We start from the raw sequence: 25,783 nt of genomic DNA, 5'->3' as shown, positions 1-25,783 counted from the left end.
ATTTTAAGAAAAACTTTTATTTAATAATAATATACTAATGTTATGAAAAAGTATGATTTTATAATAATTGGTGCAGGAATTTCTGGTTGTTCATTGGCATATTTTTTGAATAAAAATTCAAAAAATATTTTATTACTTGAAAAAAATTCTGATGTTGCTTTTGGAGCAAGTGGTGCAGCTGGGGCTTTTTTATCCCCACTTTTAGGAATTGAAAATAAATTTAAGAGTTTGGTTACTACATCTTTAAAATTTTCAATAGATTTTTATAAAAATAATTTTCCAAATTTATTAAATAATTGTGGAACAATAAGAATACCAAAAAATAGTATTGATGAAGAGAAATTTCAAAGTTATATGCCATTTATGGATTTTGATTTTGAAGAAAAAGAGAGAGGTTATTTTTTTCCTATTGGAAGTACAGTTAAACCTTATGAGATTTGTAAAGCTTTGAGTAATGATATTGAAAAAGTTTTTGATTATGAAGTTAAAAATATTGAGCAAATAGATGGTTATTGGAAAATAAATGATGATTTATTGGCTTCAAAACTATTTTTATGTACAGGTGCAAATATTAGTTTAGTAAAGGAAAGTTATTTTGATATAAGAGCAGTTTGGGGGCAAAAAATAGATATTCTAAGCTCTACAAAATTGGAATTTAATTATCATAAAGAGTGTTCTTTATCAAAAAGTGTTGAGCAAGCTGGAAAACAAAAAATCTCAATAGGAGCAACTCATAATAGATTTTCAGAAGATATGAGTGATACTTCTTATAATTTAAATCTAAAAAATATAAATCTTTTATCTCATAATGGTAAGAGTTTAAAGATTATAGAAGAAGATATAGAAAAGCTATTAAATAAAGCAAAAGATATAAAGAAGCTTGAAGATATTGAAGTTATTGATATAAAAATTGGTGCAAGAGCTTCTAGTATTGACTATTTTCCTATGGTTGGAAGTTTAGTAGATAGTAAAAGTAGTTTTTTTAAATATCCACATATAAAAAATGGAACTCATATAAAAAATGAAAATTTAGAATTAATTCCTAATTTATTTACTCTAAATGGAGTAGGGGGGCGAGGTTTTGTATTAGCCCCATATTTAGCAAATGTTTTAGTAGAATCTATAATAAATGGTAAAAAAATGCCAGAAGAGATAGAAAATTTTAGACTATTTTCTAGATGGGCTAAAAAATTAAATAATAGAGGTAAAGATTGAAAAATATTTTAAAAGTAGTTTTATTAGGAGCTATAGGATTTGGCTTTTTAGTCTATCTTACTATACCAAAAGAGAAAAGTCAAAATAAAAATATAGTAGAAAGAACAATAGTAAATCTTCCAAAACATTTTGAACTTATTGGAAAAGATATTAAAAAAGATGAGCTTTTTCAAAAAAATAGTTATATTGTTTTGTTAAATCATGATGCTTTAGTAGTTTTTAAGGATTTATATAAAAGAACTAATAAAAATATAGTTTTATTTGCAAATATTTCAAATACACCTTGGCTTATAAAAAATATAGCAGTTGATGGTGAACTAGAGAATTTATATAAAGAGTCAGAAATTCCTTTAATAAACGATTCAAATGGAAGTTTTAGAAGTTTTTTTGGGATAAATGATGATGCCCAAAATATATATATTGTCTATAAAATTTTAGAAAATGGTAAAATAGAGCAAATTTATCAAGGAAGTGTAAAAAAAGGTGCATTACAAGATGGAATTACACAGGCTCAACAAAATAGTAATTTAGAAGATTTTTTAGAAAATTTAAAATGAAAAAAATTATAAAACTTTCAATAAATAAAGAGATATTTGAAAAAATATTATCAAAAAATCTTTATTTTTTTGAAAAAGAAGCTACTAATTATTGGAAAAAAGAGCTTTTTGAAGCAAAAATAGATGAAAAAAATATAGTATATAATCTTTGTAAATTTGATAAAATTATTTTAACAAACGGTTTAGGCGATGATAAACCTCAAATAACAGTAGAATTAGAAAATTTAGAATATGATAAAACTAAAGGAGTTTTTGTATTTTATTTTGGGAAAATTTTAGAACAAAAAAATATATTAAACCTTGAAGATGATAAAGATATTTTAATTAAAAAATTATTAGATGAAAAAAAAGAGCTCATAAAAATAATAGATGAGATAAAAAAGATCAATATTTTAAGATAGCTAAGAGTATTCCTAGCTATCTTTAAAAAATTATTTTATGATAAGATCAGCAATCTCATTCATAGTTGCTTCATCCATACCTTTTACTTGACCAACCATTAAACCTTTTTGTGCTCCACCATAAGTTCCATCTTGATAACCTTTAAGTGCTGCAACAAAATCTGCTTTTGTCATATCTTTAATAATTTTAGATTTCCCTAATGCAACTTTTTCTCCATTTGCACCATGACAGCTAACACATTTTGCATATGGGTTAGCGAAAGCACATGTTGCTGCTAAAATCGTTGTTGCAATAATTATTTTTTTCATAAAATTCTCCTTTTGAAATGAATTGAACAATTCTAATATAAAGAATATTAATATATATTGATTTTAGTCAATAATATTTATTTATTCATAAAAATTTATTTATTTATAGCAACATCTATTTTTCCAATAGCACAAGATACAAAACTTTTTGCAGTTGTCGCCGCTTTTTCAAAACCACTTAACTCATCACTTGTTAGAGGATAACCTAAGCCTCTTAATTTTAATTTTAACTGTTCAATTTTATTATCTTCTATATTTAAAGTTATTTGTCTTGGATGAATATCTAAATTTACTTCTACTATCCCAAAATCATCTTTTAAAGATTTTATTAAAGTATTTGCACAACCTCCACATTTTACATTATGTACTTCAAATGTTTGTTTCATTTTTAGCTCCTATAAGATATTTATAGGGTATTTTATAATTAATTTTATTTAAAAGAGATTTTAATGACTTATTTTAAGAAACTAGGACTTTTAAGTCCTAGTTAAAAATTATGCAAGAATTTTATTAAGAGTTGCTGATGGTCTCATAGCAGCTGATGTTTTTGCATGATCTGGTAGGTAGTATCCACCCATATCAACAGGTTTACCTTGAACTTGCGTAAGCTCTTTTACTATTTGTGTTTCATTTTCATTCATAGCTTTTGCAATTGGAGTAAATTCAGCTTTAAGTTCAGCATCATCATTTTGTTTTGCTAACTCATTTGCCCAATACATTGCTAAATAGAAATGACTTCCTCTATTATCGATGCTTCCAATTTTTCTAGCTGGAGATTTATCATTAATAAGGAAAGTTCCTGTTGCATCATCTAAAGTTTTTGCTAAAACAGCAGCTTTTTTATTATTTTGAGTATTTGCTAAATGATCAAATGAAGCAGCTAAAGCCATAAATTCACCTAAACTATCCCATCTTAAGTAGTTCTCTTCTTGGAATTGTTGAACATGTTTAGGAGCAGAACCTCCAGCACCTGTTTCAAATAGTCCTCCACCATTCATAAGTGGAACAATTGAAAGCATTTTAGCACTTGTTCCTAATTCTAAAATAGGAAATAAGTCAGTGTTATAATCTCTAAATACATTTCCAGTAACTGAAATAGTATCTAAACCTTTTCTCATTCTATCAAGAGAGTATTGAATAGCATCATCAGGAGCTTGGATAGATATTTCTAAACCTGTTAAATCATACTCTTTTAAGTATTTTTCAACTTTTGCAATCATTTGAGCATCATGTCCTCTATTTTTATCTAACCAAAATACTGCAGGAGTATTTGATAATTTTGCTCTATTAACTGCTAGTTTTACCCAATCTTTAATTGGTTCATCTTTAGTTTGGCACATTCTGAAAATATCACCATTATCTACATCAAAGCTAAATACAGTCTCTCCTGCACTATTTGTAACTACGATTTTCCCATCAGCTTTAGCTTGGAAAGTTTTATCGTGGCTTCCATACTCTTCTGCTTTTTTAGCCATTAAACCAACATTTGGAACACTTCCCATAGTTTTTGGATCTAAAGCTCCATGTTTTTTACAATCTTCAATAACAACTTGATAAGTTGTCGCATAGCATCTATCTGGAATCATTGCTAAAGTATCTTCTTCTTTATCATCTTTATTCCACATTTTCCCACCACCTTTAATCATAGCAGGCATAGAAGCATCAATAATAATATCAGAAGGAACATGTAAGTTTGTAATACCTTTTGCAGAATTTACCATAGCAAGTCTTGGTTGTTTTGCATAAATTGCATCTATATCAGCTAAAATTTCAGCTTTTAAAGAAGCATCAACAGAATCAAGTTTAGAGTATAAATCTCCTAAACCATTATTGAAGTTTACACCTAATTTATCAAATGTACTACCATGTTTTGCTATTAAATCTTTAAAATATACTTTAACTGCAAATCCAAACATAATTGGATCAGAAACTTTCATCATTGTAGCTTTTAAATGTAAAGATAATAAAACATCTCTTTTTTTAGCTTCATCTATTGATTTTTGATAAAACTCTTGTAAAGCTTTTGCAGACATTTTAGTTGCATCAACAACTTCACCATTTTCTAAAGGTAAAGATGCTTTTAAAACTGTTTCTTTTCCATCTTTTCCTATAAAAGAGATTTTAAAATTATCCTCTTTATTTAAAGTTGTAGAAACTTCAGTACCATAAAAATCACCAGAATTCATAAAAGTAACATCAGTTTTAGAATCTTTTTTCCACTCTCCCATTTTATGAGGGTTGTTTTTTGCATAGTTTTTAACAGCTCCTGGAGCTCTTCTATCAGAATTTCCTTCTCTTAATACTGGATTTACAGCACTTCCTAAAATTTTAGAGTATCTAGCAATTGTATCATCACTCTCTTCATAATTTGGAACTTTATAACCTTTTGCTTGTAGTTCAGCAATAGCTGCTTTTAATTGAGGAATAGAAGCAGAAATATTAGGTAACTTAATAATATTTGCATTTGGATCTTGAGTCATCTCACCTAATTCAGCTAATGCATCACCAATTTTTTGTTCTGGTGTTAAGTTTTCAGGGAAAGCAGCAATAATTCTTCCTGCTAATGAAATATCTTTTTCTACCATTTTAATACCAGAGCTTTTTGTAAAAGCTTCAATAATTGGTAAAAAAGAGTATGTAGCTAAGGCTGGAGCCTCATCAACTTTTGTGTAAATAATTTGTGCCATGTTTTATCCTAAATTTTGAATTTTGATATGCGTGGATTGTAACTTTTATTTTATTTAAAATGATTGAAATTGTGTAATTTAAGTAGTGTGAATATTTGATTGTTTCAAATATTCACACCTAATTTATACTATTAAATAGGTCTTTTATTGAAGGAGTTTTCTGTTTTGTAATATCAGTTTTCATAATATCTTGAGCTTGAGTATCAATTTGTGTCTCTTCTTCTTTTAGTTTTGTATATGTTTTTTCTACGCCAATATTTGCATTAATATTTGCTTGATGTTTTTCATATGTATTTGAAAATTTATGAAGACCAGTTTTATTATCTCTTACAAAATATATATATTCACTTTTTACAGGGAATATTCCAGCTTTAATTGAATCAAGACTAACTGCACAAACTGGATCTTTGGGTAAGCCTTTATATTTATAAGTGTTATATGAGCTTTCATCATTTCTTATTCTTTCTGCTGTAATAACAGAGTTTGAATATTTACCATAGTTCAATGTTCCATCCATTTGTAAAGCCATATTTTTTTTGAGTCTATTATGAATTACACTTGCAACTATTGGCATTTCATTTGTTGTTGCAGCCTCTTTTTGAATAATAGAAGCTAAAGTTATATAGTTATACCACTTTTTTTTATCATAAGAACCAAATATTTTAGTTGAAAACTCCTCATATTTCTTATCTGTTTGTGAAAATAAGTATAAAATAATATAATCTTCATTCATTCCTATTGGTAAAGAGTAAGTATCAGCAAGAATATTTCCATCTAATTTATATGCAAATTCATTATAAACCTTAAGTAACTTTTGCTCATTTAAATCAAACTCTTTTGCTAATTTTTTTAAAAAGACATAATATGTTTCACCAGGAATTAAAGTTATACTTTTCATAGCAGCTTTTGAGTTTACTAATCTATTTATAAAATCCATTTTTGTAAGTTTTGTTTCACCTATATCAATCCAACCGCTTTGTATAAAGCCTGTTGCTTTTATTACTATTTCATCTAGTTTATTCATCTCATAACCAGTTTTATTTAAGTAACTTATGATATTATTGGTACTACCTTTTGGGATAAAAAGGATTTTTGATGATGTCATTGGTAGAGTCAAATAGTATAAAAGAACAATTGTAAAAATAAGGATACTTTCAATAATGCTAAAAGCTATAAAAGCTCTACTTCTTTTTCTATTTTTATCTATAATAATATTATTTTCAATTCTATTTTCAGGTATCAAAATAAACTCTTTTTCCTTTGCTAATTTTTTTGTCTCGCAATTCTATATAAAATTGGATAAAAAACTCATTGTTAGAATTGATAAGATAGATTTTACATCTAAAAAAAGTGAAGTTAAATCTTCAATAGAAGATATAAAAAAGAATATTGAGCTTTTCCCAAAATTAATAAACTTTTTTCAAGAAATTGATATAAAAAATCTAAAAATAGATGGAAATGAGTTCTCTATTTTCATAGATAATGATGATTTGTACTTAGACAATAAATTTGTAAATTTAGTCTCGACTATAAATAGAGCTTCAAAACAAGTAGAGTTTGATATAAAATCTCTATATTTAAAAGATTACAGTGTACTTTTTCAAGGTTTAGTTAAACTTGATTATTTTAAAAATGAAATTAAATATTTTGGAGATATCCATTATGAAAATTTAATTCTTAAAGCAAATATTGATATTTCAAAAGATAGATTGAAGTTTTTTACAAGAAGTGAATATTTTGAAAATCTTAATTTTCTAAAAGAAATTCTTGATTTACCACAAACAGCTAATGAGTGGATGTATGATAATGTAACAGGAAACTTTAAATTAGATTGGTTTTATGGAGAGTTTGATTTAGAAAAAAATGAAATTATTGAAAAATCCTTACAAGGAGAAGCCCATATAGAAGCTGCTAATATAAGGTTTCATAAAAATATCAATAAAATTATTACACAAAATGTAAAAGTAAAGTTTAAAAATGACACTTTACATTTTGAATTAGTTAATGCAAAATTTAAAAATAAAGAGCTTATAAATTCTTATATAACAATAAAAAATTTAACAGATGAGATAAATGGTGTTGTAGATGTAAATATTGAGACCAAAACAAAACTAGATAGTGATATCTTAGCTATTCTAAAGGCTTATGATATAGATTTACCAATTTTACAAAAAAGTGGAAATACTAATGCAAAACTTCTTTTAAGTTTTCCATATGATGAAAAAAAGAGCTTAACTACAAAAGGCGAGTTTATTGTAGAAAATAGTGAAATTTCAATAGATAGTTTTAATTTTAAAAGTAACAATGCAAAAGTTAAATTAGAAGATAATATGGTTTTTGTAGAAGATGCCAGTTTTCTATTTAATGATATGATAGATGCAACAGCTAATATAAAAATTGATACAAATACTCTAAAATCTTCTGGAATAACGCAAATAAATAGAATTTTTATAAAAGACAATGAAAATAATGAGATATTAGATATAAAAGATTTTACCACTTCTATAAATATGGATTTCTCAAAAAATATAGATATTGATATAGAGGCTTTACATACAAAAATTAAATTTGAAAATAATCTTTTTATAATAGTTGATGATTTAAGTAAAATTTATGATTACTCAAAACTTTTAAAAGATTACTCTATAAAATCAGGAAATTTAGTTTTAAAAATATTTGATGAGAAAAATATTGATTTTGAGGCTTTAATTGCTGGATTTGATTTTCCACTTTATAAAAATGAGGTTAAATTATCTGAGCTTTTTGTAGAAGGATTTATAAAAGAGAATGATATAGCAATTAGTTCAAAAGATAAAGATTTTAAAATTGAGATAAAAGATAACATAGATATTTTTCTAAAAGATTACAAAATTATTGATACTTTTTCAAATAATAAGAATAAAAATTTTGATAAAAATATAAATATAATTTTAGAAAACTGCTCTTTAGAGCAAGAAGATAATATTTATAGTTTTAAAAATGCAAAAGTCTTTATAAACAAAGATGAGACAAATTTTGAAGCATCTTTAAAAGAGCTCACTTTTCCTCTAAAAAAAGATGGTATGGATTTACAAGAGTTGGATATTAAAGGAAATATTAAAGATGATATTACAAAAATATCTAGTATTGATGATAATTTAAAAGTTGAGTTAAGAAATGATTCTTTAAAATTGGAAATTAAAAATTTAGATGTGGATTTAGATTTTAAAATAGCAAGTAAATTAAGCTATAAAAAATTACTTATAAATGCAATTAATTCAAATATAACTATAAATAATGAGTATAAAATTTTAGCAGAAAATTATATTTTAAATTTAAATGATAAAGAGAGGTTTGTTTATTTAAAATATAAAGATAGTGAACTTAGTTTTCGAGAGTATGAAGATGAAAAAATAGATATCTTTGCAGCAAATTTAAGTGAAGAGTTTTTAAATTCTCTTTTAGCTAAACAAATAATAAATGGTGGAACCATAAATTTATATGCAAATGGAAATTATAATCTATTTGGTGGAAAACTTTTAGTGAAAGATAGTAGTATTTCGAATTTATCAATATTAAGTAATCTTTTAGCTTTTGTTGAAACAACTCCTGCTTTAGCAACACAAATTATAACCTTGCCTTTTAATCCTCTCTTTGCATTACCAACGGCTGGAATTGGACTTAAAAATATTGGAGTCTATACTTTAAAAGAGGGAAATATGGAGTTTACATATAGTAAAGATGAAAATATTTTAAAAATAGATAATTTAAATACTATTGGAACTGGAATCGATTTTGAAGGTTTTGGAGTTATAAATTTAAATAATTTTACAATAGATGCAAAGATAAATTTGATATTTTTAAAGGATTATACAACATTTGTACGATTTATTCCATTGGTAAATTATATTTTATTAGGTAATGAAGAGAGAGTCGAAACTTTGGTTGATATTTATGGAGATTTAAGTAATCCAAAGATTTCTACAAATCTTTTAAAAGATAGTTTTTCTGCTCCAGTTAATATATTTAAAAGAGTTTTTACTGCTCCTGCAAATATTTTTAATGGTTTAAATTTGGATTATTCTACAAAGTGATTTGATAAAAGGTTGAAAAATATCGGTTATACTGATTTTATAATTTTTATGTTAGAATATCTTGATTACAATATAAGGAGTTATTATGAATACAAGTATCGTTGGAAGACACATTAAATTAACAGATGCTATAAAAGATTATGTAAATAGTTCTATTAGTGCATTTGAAAAATATAACTTAGATATTATCTCTGTGGCTTCAATAATTAGTGCAGATGAAAAACAGGGTAAAAATGTTTTTACATTTGAGTTTACATTAAATATTGCAAATATCGATACTGTTGTTGTAAAACAAAAAGATAAAGATTTATATGCTGCTATTGATATAGCTGTCGATAGGGTATCTAAAGTTTTAAGAAGACATCATGATAAAGTTGCAACTCACAAAGCTACAAAACTTAGTGAAGTTGAATTAAATGAAGTTGTAGATAATGTTGCAAAAGAGCTTGAAAAATTTGAAGATGAAATAATCCCACAAAGACTTACATCTTATAAACCAATTGATATTGAAGAAGCTTTAGAAGAGTTGAAAAATTCAACTGCTCAATTTAAGGTTTTTTACGATAAAGATGATAATATGAGAGTTCTTTATAAGGCAAATGCAGCTGGAAAATTTGGACTTTACTAGGAGTTTAGTAAAGTAGAAAAAAGGTATTAGCTTTAGGCTAATACCTTTTTTAATTTATATAATTAGGATAAATATTTATGGAAAATAATTTAAAAAAAGTTGCATTAATAGGGCAACCAAATGTTGGAAAATCATCACTGTTTAATAGACTTGCAAATAAAAGAATAGCAATTGTTTCAGATATTGCTGGGACTACAAGAGATATTAAAAAACATGAAATAGAGATTTTAGATAGATCAGCACTATTACTTGATACTGGTGGAATTGATGAAACAAATGATGAAATTTTTTCAAGTGTAAAAAATAAAGCTATAAAAACTGCAAAAGAGGCTGATATAATACTTTTTATGGTAGATGGAAAAAATATTCCTGATGATAATGATAAAGAACTATTTTATGAGCTTCAAAGACTAGGAAAAGAGCTTGCTTTAGTTGTAAATAAAATTGATAACGATAAAGAATTAGAGAGACTTTGGGAGTTTTTTGAGTTTGGAATAAGTGATGAAAATCTGTTTGGAATATCAGTTTCACATAATCGTGGAACGAAAATGCTTTATGAGTGGATTTATAAACAACTTCCAGAAAACCCAGAGACTGTTGCTAAACTTGAAGAGGAAAAAAGAAGAAAAGAGCTTGAAGATGAATTTTTTGATGAAGAGTTTGATGAGAATGAAGATTTTTCAACTGAAGGTTTAGAAAAACTAGAAAAGGAAGAGATTGTAGATGATACTTCTATAAATGTAGCCATTATAGGTAGAGTTAATGTTGGGAAATCTTCTATCCTAAATGCTCTTGTTGGAATGGAAAGATCTGTAGTATCATCAATAGCAGGAACAACAATTGACCCAGTTGATGAAAAATTTTCATATAAAGATAAAGATATAACTTTTGTAGATACAGCAGGGCTTAGAAGAAGAGGAAGTATTGAGGGAATAGAAAAATATGCTCTAATGAGAACAAAAGAGATGTTAGAAAAGGCAAATGTTGCTTTAGTTGTTCTTGATGCTTCAAGAGAGCTAACAGATTTAGATGAAAAAATAGCTGGGCTTGTAGATGAATATGGATTGGGAACAATTATTGTTTTAAATAAATGGGATGAGAATATGGATACTTTCCAAAAAATTGAAGAAGAGGTAAGAAGAAGATTTAGATTTTTATCTTATGCTCCAATTATTGCTGTTTCAGCTAAATCAGGAAGAAGTATAGATAGATTAAAAGATAAAATTGTAGAAATTTTTGATAACTATACTCAAAGAATTCCTACTTCTCAACTAAATAAAGTAATCGAAGAAGCAGTTATTAGACACTCTCTTCCTAGTCCAAATGGAGCATATTTAAGAATATATTATTCAACACAATTTAGTTCACGACCTCCAAGAATAGCTTTAGTTATGAATAAACCACAACTTTTACACTACTCTTATAAAAGATATTTAATTAACTTTTTAAGAGAAAAATTTAATTTTGAGGGGACACCTATTCATGTTATTGCAAGAGGTAAAAATGATAAAATGGGAGATGAAGAGTATTTAGAAAGGTAAGGTTTTTGTGAAGTTAGTTACCATAAAAAATGATATCTTAGCAGGAATTACAGTTGCAATAGTTGCTCTTCCTCTAGCTTTAGCTTTTGGAGTTGTAAGTGGTGCAGGTGCAATTTCTGGGCTTTATGGAGCAATAATTTTAGGTTTCTTTGCAGCTCTTTTAGGTGGTGTTTCTGTTCAAGTTTCAGGACCTACTGGTCCTATGACTGTTGTTACAGCTTCAGCTATTGCTGCTTTTCCAAATGATTTCCAATCTGTTATGGCAGTGGTATTTTTTGCAGGACTTATTCAAATATCTTTTGGTATTGTGGATTTAGGAAAATGGATAAAGTTTATTCCTTATCCAATTATCTCTGGTTTTATGTGTGGAATAGGTGTTATTATCATATTTTTACAAATAAATCCACTTTTGGGTGTTGAAACAAGTAGTTCAATTATTTTTATAGTTACAAATCTTTTAGATACTTTAAAGAATATAAATTATGAAGCACTTTTTGTTGGAGTTTTAACAATACTTATAATGTTTTTTACTCCAAAAAGAGTAACAAAAATTGTTCCTGCTGCTTTAATTGCACTATTTTTTGTAACAGTTTTATCATACTTTCTAAATTTAAATGTAGTAACAATAGGAGAAATTCCTTCTGAGTTACCAGATTTTGTTATTCCTTTACCTTTTGATATTTTACATTTAAGTACTATATTGACTTTTGCTATTACTTTAGCTGTTTTGGGTTCAGTAGATACTCAATTAACTTCTGTTTATGTTGATTCAAAGCTTAAAACAAATCATAATTCAAAAAAAGAGTTAATTGCTCAAGGTATAGGAAATACAATTTGCTCTTTTTTTGGTGCAATTCCAGGAGCAGGAGCAACTATGAGGACTGTTGTAAATATGAAAAATGGAGCAACAACAAGAATATCAGGAATAACACATGCTATTGTATTACTTTTAGTAGCTCTTGTTTTAGCACCAATAGCTTCTAAAATTCCCCTTGCTCTTCTTGCTGGAATATTAATTAAAGTAGGTTTTGATATTTTGGATTATAGATTTTTGCAAATTATAAGAAAAGTATCAAAAGATGAACTTTTAGTTATGGTAACTGTATTTTTAATGACGGTTTTTGTAGATTTAATTATGGCAGTTGCTGTTGGAGTTACTATTGCTTCTATTATGGCGGTTTATCAAATTTCAACAAAAATAAAAATGAAGCATTATAAAACAAAAATAAAAATAGATAATAATACAAAAAGTATTGATGTAATAAGAGTAAATGGGGCTCTATTTTTTGCAACAGCAACACTTCTTGAAAAAGTTCTAAATAGAGTAAAGTTTAGTGATAAAATAGTTATTGATTGTACCGAAGTAAACTATTTGGATATATCTGCTATATTTAAATTTGAGGATATTATAGAAAAATATCGAGATAAAGATATTGAAATTATATTGGTTATAAAATATAGTTTTAAAAGAAGGCTATTAAAAATAGCTAATATTTTTAATAGTATAAAAATATATAGAACATTTGAACATGCTAAAATACATATTAAAGAAGAGTTGAAAAATGGCAAAAATCTATCTTTTAAATAGTCAAAAATTTGATAAAGTTGTAAATCTTGAAGTTTTTAAAGTACAAAGTTTAAAATTTGAAGTAGATTTAAAACTTTATGATGCTTTAGTTTTTACCTCTAAAAGTGCTATTTATGCTCTAGAAGAGAATAAAATAGATTGGAAAAATATACCCTCTTATCTAATTGCAGAAGCTACTTCAAAAATAGCAAAAGATTTAGGTGCAAATATAGTTTATACAGGAAAAAGTGGACATGGAAATGATTTTGCAAATGAATTAATACATCTTTTAAAAGATAAAAAGGTTTTATATGTAAAAGCAAAAAAAACTGTATCAAATCTTCAAAATATTTTAAGAGAAAATCAAATTGATATTGATGAATTAATATCTTATGAAACAGTTTGCAATAGAAGTTTAAAAGAGGTTGATTTAGAAGAGGGATCAACTATCATTTTTACATCTCCTTCAAGTGTTGAGTGTTTTTTTAAAAAATTCTCTTGGAATAGTAGTTTTAAAGCTATTGTTATAGGAAAAACAACAGCTTCTTATCTACCAAAAGAGATAAAAAACTATAAAATTACTCAAACTACAAATGTAAAAGAGTGTGTATCTCTAGCTATGTTAGATTTTAATTAAACATAATTTTAAAGATAATTTAGATAAAATCTATCTTAATATACACCTAAGTAGTTCGGGATTTCCATTGACGCGGGTCCGATAATTTATTTTTGTAGGCAATTTGTAGTTATATAGTGTGCAGCGTTTCATTGCGTTTACGCTCCTAAAATATGCTCTTACCTACTGTCCTGACTTTTCAGGGCCATTTTTATGGTAACGGCTACTTGGGTCTTTTTATAAATTTTTTAAAAGGAAATAATCGTGAATATATTAATACTTGGAAGTGGTGGTAGAGAGTACTCTATTGGTTTAGCAATATCAAAAGAAAAAGCTCATAATTTATACTTTATGCCAGGAAATGGTGCAACTTCAAATTTGGGAACAAATATTAATATAAAAGATTATACAAAACTTGTAGAATTTGCAAAAGAAAATAAAATTGATTTAACAATAGTAGGACCAGAAGCTCCTTTAGTAGATGGTGTTGTTGATATATTTAGAGAGAATAATCTTACAATTTTTGGACCAACAAAAGCTGCGGCTAAACTTGAAGGTTCAAAAGCTTATATGAAAAATATTTTAAAAAAATATAATATACCAACAGCAGCGTTTATAGAAACATCAAATGAAAAAGAGGCACATAATTTTATTGAAAATATGAGTTCAACTCCAATAGTTGTAAAAGCAGATGGACTTTGTGCAGGAAAAGGTGTAATTATCGCTCAGAGTAAAGATGAAGCAAAAAAAGCTGTAAGCGATATGTTAAGTGGGGAGAGCTTTGGTGATGCAGGAGCAAATGTTGTAGTTGAAGAGTTTTTAGATGGTTATGAATTATCAGTATTTGCTATTTGCGATGGAGAAAATTATAAAATTTTACCTGCTGCTCAAGATCATAAAAGAGTAGGAGATGGTGATACTGGACCAAATACAGGCGGAATGGGTGCTTATGCTCCAACTCCTTTAGTAAATAATGATATTTATAAAAAAATAGAAGATAGAGTTATAAAACCAACTTTAAAAGGAATGCAACAAGAGAATGCTCCTTTTGAAGGTGTTTTATTTATAGGTGTTATGGTTGTAAAAGGTGAGCCAATTATTCTAGAGTACAATGTTAGATTTGGTGATCCAGAGTGTGAGATTTTAATGCCACTTTTAGAAACTCCTGTATCTGAATTATTTTATTATGGAGCTACAAAACAACTAGATAAATTAGATATTAAAATTAAAGATGAATTTGCAGTTGGTGTTGTAATGGCAAGTGAAAACTACCCTTATAGTTCGAGTAAACCAGCAGAGATTATAATAGATAAGATTGTAGATGAAGATTTGAAAAATAATTCTCATATCTCTTTTGCTGGAGTGGAAAATATAGATGGTAAACTTATGGCAACTGGAGGAAGAGTTCTTGTTTGTGTTGGAACTGGGAAATCTATAAAAGAGGCTAGAGATAGAGCTTATAATTTATGTGGTCAAGTTCATTTTGCTGGTAAAAAATGTAGAACTGATATAGCTTATCAGGCTTTAAAGTAATTTTATGCAAGAGCAAATAGATATATCAAAGCTTCAATTAGCATCTATGAGAAGTAGGGCTTTTGCTTTTGTAATAGATGATATAATAGTTACTCTTTTAATAATGTTTGCCTATTGGGATACTATTGTTGCAGCTAGTAATAGTAGTGAAGAGTTAATCTATTTAATGCAAACAAAATTAGTTGTTCCTTTAATGTTTTTAAAAGTTATTTACCATACTTTTTTTGTTTGGTATAGTGGACAAACTATTGGTAAAAGAGTTGTAAAAATAAGAGTGATTGATGCTGATAATTGGGGTTCAGTAAACTTTATACAAGCATTATTAAGAAGTTTTGGAAGAGTAGTTTCTGAGATGTTTTTTTATATTGGTTTCCTTATAGGATTTTTTAATGATGGAAGAAAAACATTCCATGATTTTACAGGTAAAACGTTGGTAGTAAATGCATAAAATAGTAGCCTCTTTAGTAATAACTTCATCAATATTGTTTGCAGCTGAAATAAATAATGAGAAATATCAGTTAATTGCCGAAAATGTAGATACAAAAGATAATATTATAACTGCAACAGGAAATGTTGTAATATATTCTCCAACTTATTATCTAAGTGCAGATAAGGTTGTCTTTCATCAAGATAGTGAACATTTTGAGTTATTTGATAATGTTTTAATAATTAAAGAAAATAATATCCAAACTCAAAGTAATTATGCTTATGTAGATTTGAAGAATGATATTTTTAATCAATCTCCAACTTTTTTAATGGAAAATACAAATAGTATTTGGACAAATGCAAAAGAGTCAAGAAAGAATAAAGAGATAGTAAAATTAGATGGTACAATAATCTCATCTTGTGATTGTATAGATCCTGATTGGAGTATTAGAACTTCAAGTGCTGATTATGATACAGAAAATATGTGGATAAATGCCTATAATCCAAGACTTTATTTTAAAGATGTACCTGTTTTTTATCTTCCTTATTGGGGATTTCCTACTGATACAACAAGAAGAACTGGATTATTACTTCCTTTAATTGGTTATTCAAAAGGAGAAGGACTTTATTATTCTCAACCAATATTTTTTGCACCTGCACATAATTATGATATAGAGTTAATTCCTCAAATCAGAACTTTAAGAGGAAGTGGAGCTTATTCATATTTCAGATATGCAGATTCTCCAGATTCTATACTTAAATTAAAGACAGGATATTTTAAAGAAAAACCTAAATATAAAGAAAAAGAGGGACTTGAAAATTCTGAACACTTTGGAGTAAATTTAGATTATGAAAGAAGAGGAATTTTAGCATCTAAAGAGAATCATGAAGATGGTTTATATGCCTCTTTAAAATATTTGAATGATGTTGAATTTATTACACTTGAAGATAATGATAATGAAATTACAACTGATAAGAAAGTTGAATCAAAATTAAACTATTTTTATAATACTCCAAACTATTATGGTGGAGCTTATGGAAAATATTATAAAAATGTAGGTACTATTAAAAATAATAATACTGATAGATATGAACAAATATCAAATAAAAATACTTTACAAGAGTTACCGCAACTTCATGGACATATTTATAATCAAGAGCTATTTTTAGATAGTTTAGTCTATTCATTAGATACTAAATTCTACAATTATACAAGAAGAGAAGGGATAACGGCTAATATTTATGAGTTAAATCTTCCTATTTCTTATAGTAAAAATATTTTAGATGATTATATGTATGTTGGAGTTGAAAATAGGTCAATTTTAACTCAATACAATTATGATAATTCAAAATATAAATATGATAATGGAACTCTTTTACAAAATACAACATCGTTTTTTATTGGAAGTGATTTAATAAGACCATATACAGACTATATTCATACAGTAAATTTAAAAGCAAGTTATAATATTCCAGAAAATATAAGAAAAGATGGAGATATTTATGGAGTTACAGTTAAAAAAATAGATAAACCAATAACAGTTGAAGAAAAAGAAAATAATGCTAGATATAATGAACTAAAAGATTTCCCAGCTATTCAAGATAATAAAACTATAAATTTAGATTTAAATCAATCTATTTATGGTAAAGAGAGTTTAAAACAAATTGTTAATCATAAAATGAGTCAATCTATAATTTATGATAGTTTAGATGATCCAAAAGCTCAAGATTATGAAAACTACTTAAAATTTAACCATGATTATGGTTCTATTTCTGGGAAAGTTGTATATAATATGCAAGATAAAACAATAGTTGAAAAAAGTGCTAGTAGTACATTTAATTATGAGAAGTTTACTTTAACTGCGAACTATAATAATACTAAGAAAACAGAGAATGAATTTAATAATAGAGATGATTTAGAGTCTTATGGATATTCAGTTTCATATGGATTTGCTAAAGATTATTCTATTAAATATCGTGAAAATTATAATTTAAAAGATAAGGTTAGAAGTAGACAAGGGATAGGATTAAATATTGATGATAGTTGTTGGAATTTAGATTTGTTAGTAGAAAAAGATATCCAACCACAAACAGGGAATAATCCAAATAAAGAACAAACTATACTTTATGCCTTCTTAACTTTAAAACCAGTTGGCGGGATTAGACAAAAATATAGAATTGATGATAACTCAAATGACTTTAGATAGAATTTATTTTAAAAATAGAACAGATGCAGCAAATAAACTAGCTGAAGTTTTACCAATTGATAGTATGAGGCTTGAAGAGTGGACGGTAATTGCAACTTCAAATGGTGGATATGAAATAGCAAAAATTATTGCTAAAGAATTAAATGCTAAGTTTGATATTATGTTTAATGAAAAAATATATGCTCCAAATAATGAAGAGTGTGAAATTGCTGTTGTTACTGAACTTGAAGAGGTTTTAATACATGAAGAGCTTATAAAATCTTTTGATATAGATTTAAATTATATCTATTCTAAGTCAAAGAGTATTTATGAAGATATTTTAAAACCAAAGATATCTTTATTTAGAGCTGGTAGGCGACTTGATAATTTAGCTGGTAAAAATATTTTAATTGTAGATGAAGATATCAATATTGGTTTAGTTATGATGGCTTGTATAAAAACTATTATAGATCAAAAAGTAAAATCTATAAGTGTTGCAACACCAATACTTTCAACTGCAAGTATTCCAGCAATTGATTCAATTACTGATGATTTGTTTTATATAAAGAGTTTAGACCATTTTGTTGAAGCAAATCACTATTATGAAGAACTCAATGAAATTAGTATGGAAGATTTAGAAAGAATTAAAAAAGAAGGATAAAAAAATATGTCAATAGTTTGTGAATTAACACTAAATAATAAAAAAGAAATTTTTGAGTTTGATAAGGTTGCAAAACAAGCAAATGGAGCTGTTTTAGCAAAAATGGGGAATGCTGTAATTTTAGCAACAGTTGCTTGTGAGTTCGATAATCCTGTAAGTGAAGATTTTACACCTTTAACTGTTCAATATATTGAAAAAACTTATGCTAGTGCAAAATTACCAGGTGGGTTTATAAAAAGAGAAGGAAAACCTAGTGATTTTGAAACATTAACTTCAAGAGTAATTGATAGAAGTTTAAGACCACTTTTCCCAAAAGGGTTTGTATATCCAACAACAATTACAGTTATGGTTCTAAGTGCTGATAAAGATATAGATTTACAAACAATGGCTTTAAATGCAGCAAATGCAGCTTTATATACATCAAATCTTCCAATAAAAAAATCAGTTTGTGGAGTAAGAGTTGGAAAAGTAGATGGACAATTAGTAATAAATCCAACAAGTGAAGAGTTAAATAATTCTATTTTAGATTTATATATAGCAGGTTCAAAAGATGAGCTTTTAATGATTGAGATGAAAACTATTTCATCTTTAAATGATTCTTGCCATTATGCAAATGAGATGGAAGAAGAAGTTTTAATAGAAGCTATTGCTTTTGGACAAGAAGCATTAAAAGAGGCAAATATAGCATATGAAAATAATTTTGAGAAAGCTTGTAAAGATATAATAAATATTGAGTTAGTTGAGTTTACAATTCCTAAAATAGTTATTGATTATGTAAGAGATAATTTTTCAAATGAGATTAAATTAGCTATTAAAAAATTAGCAAAAAGTGAAAGAGCAGTTGAATTAAAAGAGTTGTCAAAAGAGATATCAAAAAATGATTATTGTATTACAAATGAGATAGAACTTAGTACTATTTATGAAGCTGTTGGTATTATAAAAAGAGAATTAGTACGAGATATGATTGTAAATGAGAAAATAAGAGCTGATGGAAGAGGACTTAAAGATGTAAGACCTATATCAATAGAGACAAATCTTTTACCTTCAGCTCACTCTTCTTGTTTATTTACAAGGGGAGAGACTCAAGCCCTTGTTATTGGAACAATTGCAGGTGCAAAAGATGGACAAATGTATGAAGTTTTAACGGATAAATCAACATCAATGGAAAACTTTATGGTTCATTATAATTTCCCTGGTTTTAGTGTTGGGGAAGCAAAACCAATTTTTGGTGTAGGTAGAAGAGAGTTAGGACATGGAAATTTAGCTAAAAAAGCACTTGAAGCTACAATAGATAAAAACTATAAAGAGACTTTTAGAATAGTTTCGGAAATTTTAGAATCAAATGGTTCATCATCTATGGCTACTGTTTGTGGAGGCTCTATAGCACTTAAAGCTGCACGAATTCCTATTTCTAATTTAGTTGCTGGAGTTGCTATGGGAATGGTAGTAGAAGGTGATAAATATTCTATTTTAACAGATATTATGGGACTTGAGGATCATGATGGAGATATGGATTTTAAAGTTGCAGGAACAAAAGATGGAATTACAGCTTTACAAATGGATATTAAATTGGGTGGTATTGAGTTAAATGTTTTAAAAGAAGCATTAATACAAGCAAAAGAGGGTAGAGAACATATTTTAAATATTATGGAAGACGCTACTAAAGAGATTGTTTCTAGTCCTGCTTTACCAAAGTCTGAAGAGTTTGATATTGATAGTTCTAAAATGATGATAGTAATTGGAAAAGGTGGAGCTACAATTAAAGAGATTATTGAAAAATATAGTGTAAATATAGATTTAAATAGAGATAGTGGAGTTGTAAAAGTAAGTGGTGATGACTCAAATAAAATAACTGAAGCTAGTAATTTTATAAAAGATTTAGTAAATAGTTCAAATTCACAAAAAGCACCAACTAAAATAGATTTCGAAAAACTTTATAGTGTAGATGAAGTTGTATCAGGAAGAGTTGAAAGAGTAGTTGATTTTGGAGCATTTATTCTTCTTGAAAAAGGTGGAGAAGGTCTTTTACATATATCAAAACTTTCAAAACAAAGAGTAGAAAAAGTAAGTGATGTTTTATCTGTTGGACAAGAAATAGAGGTAAAAGTTCTTAAAGTTCAAAAAGATAAAATAGAATTAGGTTTAAATTAATCCTTTTGGATTAGTTTTTCTATTCCAATCTTAATAAAATAACTGACAAATCTAATCATAAATTAATATTTCTTACGATATTATAGTAAAAATAATTTTTTAAAATGTAAACTTTAAGGGGTTTTTATGGCCAAACTTTTAATAGTAGATGACTCTACAATGCTAAGAGATATGTTGAACTATGCTTTAAATGAAGGTGGTTATACTGATGTAGTTGAAGCAATTGATGGAGTCGATGGTTTAGCAAAAGCAAAAACAGCTGATTTTGATTTAGTAATTACTGATGTAAATATGCCAAATATGGATGGATTAACATTAATAACTGAATTAAGAAAATTATCAGCATATTCAAAAAAACCAATTTTAGTATTAACAACTGAAAGAAGTGATGAGATGAAAGCAAAAGGAAAAGCTGCAGGAGCGACAGGATGGATTGTTAAGCCATTTGTTCCAGATCAGTTATTAAAAGCCGTAAATATAGTATTAAGCAGATAAAAAGGATAAATCATGTCATTTGATATTTCTAAATATAGAGAGATGTTTTTAGAAGAGGCTTCAGAACTATTTGAATCAGCTGATAATGTATTACTTGAAGCTGAAAATAATGGTACATTAACTGATGATGAGATGGGTCAACTATTTCGTGATGTTCATACATTAAAAGGGAGTGGGGCTTCTGTTGAATTAGCTTTTTTTGCAGAGTTCACTCATGATGTAGAGAACTTAATGGATAAGTTAAGAAGTCATAAAATAGAGTTTATTCCTGAAATGGCAGAGACTCTATTGGATGGTCTTGATGTTATGAAAGAGATTTTAGATTTAGAAATTTCAAATAATATAAATAGAGAAAAATTTACAGAGATGACATCAGCTTTACTCGAAGAGATTAGAGCATACTCAAAAGGAGAAATTGTTATAAAACAAAAAGCAACTCCTGTTGTAGAGAAAAAAGTTGAAACTACAAAAGAGATAAATGAAGATTCAAAAGAACATTTTGGATTTTTTGATGATGATATGAATAGTATAAGAGATGAAGAAAATCCATCTTTTGGTTTATTTATGGATGATGAAATAAATGAAGAACATAAATCTTATGGATTTTTTGAAGATGATTTAGAAAAAATATCAAAGCTTGTTGAAGATGAACCAGAAGAGATAAAAGAAGAGAAAGAAAATTTTGGTTTCTTTGATGATGTTCCTTCTATTACTCCAAATTCTATAATGAAATCAAATGATGTAGAAGATGAAAAAGTAGTAATATCTTCTACAAAAGAGATAAATGAAGAGCCAACAAAAACGGTAACTAGAAAAGCAAAAGTATTAGAGCAAGATGAAGATGGTAAAAAATCAATAGCAAATAATAACAATAATAGTATTAGAGTTAATCTTGATAAAATTGATTTATTAATGAATAATGTTGGAGATTTAGTTATTACAAATGCTATGCTTACTCAATTCTCTTCTTCAATTGAAGAGACAAAAACAAGAGCTTCTGTATTAGAAAGATTAGAACTTCTTGAAAGACATATACGAGATATGCAAGATAGTATTATGAGTATTAGAATGGTTCCTATGGAGTCTATTTACTCTAAATTTCCAAAAGTTGTAAGAGATATTTCAAGAAAACTTAGTAAAAAAGTTGAGTTTAAACATTATGGAGATAATGTTGAAATTGATAAAGCAATGATTGAAGGATTAACAGATCCATTAATGCATATTATTAGAAACTCTTTAGATCATGGTATTGAGATGCCAACAGATAGAGAAGCAGTTGGAAAGCCTGAGACAGGATCTATCTCTATTAGTGCAGAACAAGCAAATGGTCAAATGATTATTACTATTGAAGATGATGGTAAAGGTATTGATTGTGAAAAAGTTGCTCTAAAAGCTTTAGAAAAAGGGCAAATAGATGAATACCAATATAGTAATATGACTGAAAACGAAAAAGCTATGCTAATTTTCGGTGCTGGAGTTTCAACTGCTGACCAAATTACAGATATTTCTGGACGAGGTGTAGGAATGGATGTTGTAAAAACAAATATCTATAAATTGGGTGGAGCAATTAAACTTGATAGTAAAATAGGTGTTGGTACAACAATTACAATTATGCTTCCTTTGACTCTTGCTATATTAGATGGGTTAGATATAAAAGTTGGAAATCAAAAATATATTTTACCACTTAGCTCTATTGTAGAATCACTTCAACCAACATCAGATATGATTAAAAAAATTGGTGATGGAAGTAGAGATTTATTGATGCTAAGAGAGGAGTTTATTCCTATAGTTAGACTTCATCAACTATTTGGATTAAAAGATAGTTTTGAACATTTAGAAGATGGTATGCTAATTGTTGTTAAATCTGGAAATACAAAAGTTGCATTATCTATTGATGAGTTTTTAAATCAACACCAAGTTGTTGTTAAACCTCTTGATAAAAACTTTAGAAGTGTTCAAGGAATTGGTGCTGCTACTGTAAGAGGAGATGGAAGTATAGGTCTTATTTTAGATGTTGTTGGTATTATAAATGCTCAAATAAAAATTGAAAAAGATATGCATTCAATAAAAAAGGCTTCGTAAGACATGTCTTATTCAGTAGATGATGTACATAATAGGGTAAAAAAAATTCTTTATTCTCTAACAGGAATTACACTTACAGAGAATAAAGAAATTATGATTTCAAATAGAATTGATAAGTTAAAACGAAATTGTAAATTTTATGGAGATATTATGGAGTTGCTCGACTTAGTTGAGCAAGGTAAATATGAAACAGATTTTATAAATACTTTTACTACAAATAAAACTCATTTTTTTAGAGAGGATTTTCATTTTGTAGATTTAAGAGATAGAGTTTTACCAAAGTTTGCTCAAAGTGGAGAAAAAATTTCTATGTGGTGTTCAGCCTCTTCAACAGGAGAAGAGCCATATTCTATGGCAATTACTGTATATGAAGCTATTGAAGATTGTGGAAGAAATATAAGTGCTTCTATAATAGCCACAGATATAGATACAAATGTTTTACAATACGCAGCAGATGGAATTTATAGGTATTCTAAATCATCTAAAGAGTTTCCTTCTTGGATAAAACCACAAAAATATTTTAAAAGAAGAGTTCAAAAAACACTATCTGGTGATGAAGTTTTAATAAAAGCAAATGATGAGTTGAAAAAAATGATCTCTTTTCGAGAGTTAAATTTAAATGATTCATCATATAGTTTTTCAAATAATCAGTTTGATGTAATATTTTGTAGAAATGTATTAATATATTTTTCAGTTGAAGATCAAAATAAAATTTTAAAGAAACTTTTTAGACATCTTAAAATTGGTGGAACACTATATCTTGGTCATTCTGAAAATCCTCAAGATTTGATTAATTATGTAAAAAGAGTTGGGCAAAATATCTTTATAAAAGAAAAAGAGATTATATGATTATAATTGGTCACAAAGATGGAAGTATCGAGAAGGTTTCATCTTCTAGATTCACACAACAAACTAAAGGATACAATACTCATACAGTTATTGGTGGAGAGTTTGCTGTTGGAAGAGATGAAGATGAAGTTGCTTTTAAAACACTTTTAGGCTCTTGTGTAGCTTTGATGTTTTATGATAAAGATAAAAAAATAAAAGCTATGAATCATTTTTTATTACCAAAAACAGAGAATACAATAGATGATATGAAGTATGGTCTTTATTCTGTTGAGGCTATGTTGAATGAGATGTATAAAATGGGTTGTAAAAAACAAAATATGGTCGCAAAAATATCAGGTGGTGCTGATATTATGCAACTAAATTTAACTAATACATCTATTGGACAAAGAAATGTAGAGTTTGCAAAAGAGTTTTGTAGATCAGAGGGATTTAAGGTATTATCAGAACATACACGAGGAGAGCATGGAAGATTAATTCTTTTAGCTGATGATTTTGATACATTTATTAAAGTTACTCAAAAATCTGATACAGATAGTAAAATTCTTTCTGATGAGAAGAAATTACAAACAGAGATTACAAAAGCTCCTGTTATCAAAGAATACAGTGGTGCTGTGGAGATTTTTGGATCTACTAATAAAGAAGTTGAACCACAAATGGAAATCGAACTTTTTTAAAATATATTTAGGGTTAAGATATGTATACTGTTTTGATTATTGATGATTCTGCTTCTATGAGAAGAGTTTTGAAAGATATGATAGGTTCTATTGATGAGTTTGAGGTTATAGGTGTTGCAAATGATGCTTATGAAGCAAGAGAAAAAATTAAAGAGTTTGAACCAGACCTTGTAACAATTGATATAAATATGCCTAAAATGGATGGAGTTACTTTTTTAAGAAATTTAATGAGACTTCATCCAATGCCTGCAGTAGTAATTTCGGGTGAAAGTGTAAGAGGAAATGATATTTTTGATGATGGTGCAGTTGGATTTATACCTAAACCTGAAATGGGTGAAGCTATGGACTCTTTTGCAGATAGAATCAAAGATACTCTTTTAAGTCTTACTTTTTTATTAAAAAGATATACTCTTAAAAAACCAAGAGCATTAAAACAACCTACTATTTCTTATAATGTTGATTATAAAGTTCATCCTGATGAAGTTATTCCACTTAGAGCTTCAAAATTTCCTGGCTCAAAAGTAGTAGCTATAGGTTCATCAACAGGTGGAGTTGAGTCTTTACTTAGAGTTTTTAAGAAATTACCAAATGACCTTCCTCCAATATTAATAACTCAACATATACCTTATGGTTTTTCCAACTCTTTTGCACAAAGATTAAATGATAATTCAGATGTAGAGGTTTGTGAAGCAAAAGATGGAATGATACTTGAAAAAGGAAATGCTTATTTAGCTCCAGGAAATATGCATTTAACTATTGAAAAATATGGAAATGAATTAAGAACAAAACTTCTTGATACAAAAAAGGTAAGTCAACATAAACCAAGTGTTGATGTTCTTTTTAGATCTGTAAATAATAGTGTAGGTGGTTCTGCTATGGCTGTTATGATGACAGGTATGGGAGATGATGGGACTATAGCTATGAAAGAGTTATTTGATAATGGTGCATATACTATTGCACAAAATGAAGCTACTTGTGTAGTTTTTGGAATGCCTATGAAAGCTATACAAGCAGGTGCAGTTAAAGATATAGTTTCTTTAGATGAAATTGCTGATTATATTATTGCTTTTTCAAGAGGTAAAATTAGATAATCTTTTTATTTATAAGTAATTAAAAAAGGGTAAGGATTTTT

The 25,783-nt window shown here is 27.3% G+C and carries 22 protein-coding genes; 18 read left to right on the top strand and 4 right to left on the bottom strand.

Translation table 11 applies throughout. The features are described 5' to 3' along the window. Positions 1 to 42: 42 nt before the first annotated feature. Genes AFAEC_RS06085 through AFAEC_RS06075 form a run of 3 tightly spaced genes read left to right on the top strand, consistent with a single transcriptional unit; the run spans position 43 to position 2,173 of the window. Complete coding sequence (locus tag AFAEC_RS06085) at positions 43 to 1,215, top strand: FAD-dependent oxidoreductase (protein WP_026805674.1); 1,173 nt, start codon at positions 43 to 45, stop codon at positions 1,213 to 1,215. Beyond that, a complete protein-coding gene (locus AFAEC_RS06080; RefSeq protein WP_026805673.1) occupies positions 1,212 to 1,772 on the top strand; it encodes a hypothetical protein in 561 nt (186 codons plus the stop codon). The genes AFAEC_RS06085 and AFAEC_RS06080 overlap by 4 nt, the downstream gene beginning before the upstream one ends. Then, entirely contained in the window at positions 1,769 to 2,173 is a 405-nt protein-coding gene (locus tag AFAEC_RS06075; RefSeq protein ID WP_172658632.1) for a hypothetical protein, read from the top strand. Before AFAEC_RS06080 ends, AFAEC_RS06075 begins: the two co-directional genes overlap by 4 nt. Positions 2,174 to 2,203: 30 nt before the next feature. On the opposite strand, the gene AFAEC_RS06070 is transcribed toward AFAEC_RS06075, so the two are convergent. The 4 genes from AFAEC_RS06070 to mltG form a co-directional block, all read right to left on the bottom strand. Continuing rightward, a complete protein-coding gene (locus AFAEC_RS06070) occupies positions 2,204 to 2,482 on the bottom strand; it encodes a c-type cytochrome (RefSeq protein ID WP_026805671.1) in 279 nt (92 codons plus the stop codon). Between the two features lie 95 nt (positions 2,483 to 2,577). Beyond that, complete coding sequence (locus AFAEC_RS06065; RefSeq protein ID WP_026805670.1) at positions 2,578 to 2,868, bottom strand: heavy-metal-associated domain-containing protein; 291 nt, start codon at positions 2,866 to 2,868, stop codon at positions 2,578 to 2,580. A 108-nt stretch (positions 2,869 to 2,976) separates the two neighbouring features. Continuing rightward, positions 2,977 to 5,169 carry an NADP-dependent isocitrate dehydrogenase gene (locus AFAEC_RS06060; protein WP_026805669.1) on the bottom strand — a complete coding sequence of 731 codons (2,193 nt, stop codon included), beginning with the start codon at positions 5,167 to 5,169 and terminating at the stop codon, positions 2,977 to 2,979. Between the two features lie 118 nt (positions 5,170 to 5,287). Continuing rightward, on the bottom strand, positions 5,288 to 6,412 hold the full coding sequence (mltG, locus tag AFAEC_RS06055; RefSeq protein WP_081754505.1) for an endolytic transglycosylase MltG: 1,125 nt from the start codon (positions 6,410 to 6,412) through the stop codon (positions 5,288 to 5,290). 52 nt (positions 6,413 to 6,464) lie between these two features. On the opposite strand from mltG, the gene AFAEC_RS06050 reads away from it, so the two are divergent. The 15 genes from AFAEC_RS06050 (at position 6,465) to AFAEC_RS05980 (ending at position 25,742) form a co-directional block, all read left to right on the top strand. Further along, positions 6,465 to 9,242: a YhdP family protein gene (locus AFAEC_RS06050; RefSeq protein WP_162148367.1), complete on the top strand. Its 2,778-nt coding sequence runs from the start codon at positions 6,465 to 6,467 to the stop codon at positions 9,240 to 9,242. A gap of 85 nt (positions 9,243 to 9,327) precedes the next feature. Continuing rightward, complete coding sequence (hpf, locus tag AFAEC_RS06045) at positions 9,328 to 9,870, top strand: ribosome hibernation-promoting factor, HPF/YfiA family (protein ID WP_026805667.1); 543 nt, start codon at positions 9,328 to 9,330, stop codon at positions 9,868 to 9,870. 77 nt (positions 9,871 to 9,947) lie between these two features. Next, entirely contained in the window at positions 9,948 to 11,411 is a 1,464-nt protein-coding gene (gene der, locus AFAEC_RS06040; protein ID WP_026805666.1) for a ribosome biogenesis GTPase Der, read from the top strand. Positions 11,412 to 11,418: 7 nt separating this feature from the next. Continuing rightward, complete coding sequence (locus tag AFAEC_RS06035) at positions 11,419 to 12,999, top strand: SulP family inorganic anion transporter (RefSeq protein WP_026805665.1); 1,581 nt, start codon at positions 11,419 to 11,421, stop codon at positions 12,997 to 12,999. Next, positions 12,974 to 13,615, top strand: coding sequence for a uroporphyrinogen-III synthase (locus tag AFAEC_RS06030; protein WP_026805664.1), 642 nt, complete (start codon positions 12,974 to 12,976; stop codon positions 13,613 to 13,615). The genes AFAEC_RS06035 and AFAEC_RS06030 overlap by 26 nt, the downstream gene beginning before the upstream one ends. 243 nt (positions 13,616 to 13,858) lie before the next feature. Then, positions 13,859 to 15,127 carry a phosphoribosylamine--glycine ligase gene (gene purD, locus AFAEC_RS06025; RefSeq protein WP_026805663.1) on the top strand — a complete coding sequence of 423 codons (1,269 nt, stop codon included), beginning with the start codon at positions 13,859 to 13,861 and terminating at the stop codon, positions 15,125 to 15,127. A gap of 4 nt (positions 15,128 to 15,131) precedes the next feature. After that, the gene (locus AFAEC_RS06020; RefSeq protein WP_026805662.1) at positions 15,132 to 15,575 is read left to right on the top strand and encodes an RDD family protein; all 444 of its coding nucleotides are present in this window, start codon (positions 15,132 to 15,134) and stop codon (positions 15,573 to 15,575) included. After that, complete coding sequence (locus AFAEC_RS06015) at positions 15,568 to 17,760, top strand: LPS-assembly protein LptD (protein WP_026805661.1); 2,193 nt, start codon at positions 15,568 to 15,570, stop codon at positions 17,758 to 17,760. The genes AFAEC_RS06020 and AFAEC_RS06015 overlap by 8 nt, the downstream gene beginning before the upstream one ends. Continuing rightward, positions 17,747 to 18,400, top strand: a complete 654-nt coding sequence (locus AFAEC_RS06010) for a phosphoribosyltransferase (protein ID WP_026805660.1) — start codon at positions 17,747 to 17,749, stop codon at positions 18,398 to 18,400. Before AFAEC_RS06015 ends, AFAEC_RS06010 begins: the two co-directional genes overlap by 14 nt. A 6-nt stretch (positions 18,401 to 18,406) precedes the next feature. Continuing rightward, complete coding sequence (locus AFAEC_RS06005; protein ID WP_026805659.1) at positions 18,407 to 20,551, top strand: polyribonucleotide nucleotidyltransferase; 2,145 nt, start codon at positions 18,407 to 18,409, stop codon at positions 20,549 to 20,551. A 126-nt stretch (positions 20,552 to 20,677) separates the two neighbouring features. After that, positions 20,678 to 21,046, top strand: a complete 369-nt coding sequence (locus tag AFAEC_RS06000; protein ID WP_026805658.1) for a response regulator — start codon at positions 20,678 to 20,680, stop codon at positions 21,044 to 21,046. A gap of 12 nt (positions 21,047 to 21,058) precedes the next feature. Further along, the gene (locus AFAEC_RS05995) at positions 21,059 to 23,128 is read left to right on the top strand and encodes a chemotaxis protein CheA (RefSeq protein WP_026805657.1); all 2,070 of its coding nucleotides are present in this window, start codon (positions 21,059 to 21,061) and stop codon (positions 23,126 to 23,128) included. Positions 23,129 to 23,131: 3 nt separating this feature from the next. Beyond that, complete coding sequence (locus tag AFAEC_RS05990; RefSeq protein WP_026805656.1) at positions 23,132 to 23,977, top strand: CheR family methyltransferase; 846 nt, start codon at positions 23,132 to 23,134, stop codon at positions 23,975 to 23,977. Then, positions 23,974 to 24,651 (top strand): chemotaxis protein CheD, encoded by a 678-nt coding sequence (locus AFAEC_RS05985; RefSeq protein ID WP_026805655.1) that lies wholly within the window; start codon positions 23,974 to 23,976, stop codon positions 24,649 to 24,651. The genes AFAEC_RS05990 and AFAEC_RS05985 overlap by 4 nt, the downstream gene beginning before the upstream one ends. Positions 24,652 to 24,671: 20 nt before the next feature. Next, on the top strand, positions 24,672 to 25,742 hold the full coding sequence (locus AFAEC_RS05980) for a protein-glutamate methylesterase/protein-glutamine glutaminase (RefSeq protein ID WP_026805654.1): 1,071 nt from the start codon (positions 24,672 to 24,674) through the stop codon (positions 25,740 to 25,742). Positions 25,743 to 25,783: the final 41 nt, after the last annotated feature.

This window comes from Aliarcobacter faecis, assembly GCF_013201705.1.
In the GTDB taxonomy this organism is placed as follows: domain Bacteria; phylum Campylobacterota; class Campylobacteria; order Campylobacterales; family Arcobacteraceae; genus Aliarcobacter; species Aliarcobacter faecis.
The sequence above is the reverse complement of the archived record's forward strand: the minus strand, read 5'-3'. Positions and strand labels throughout refer to the sequence as shown.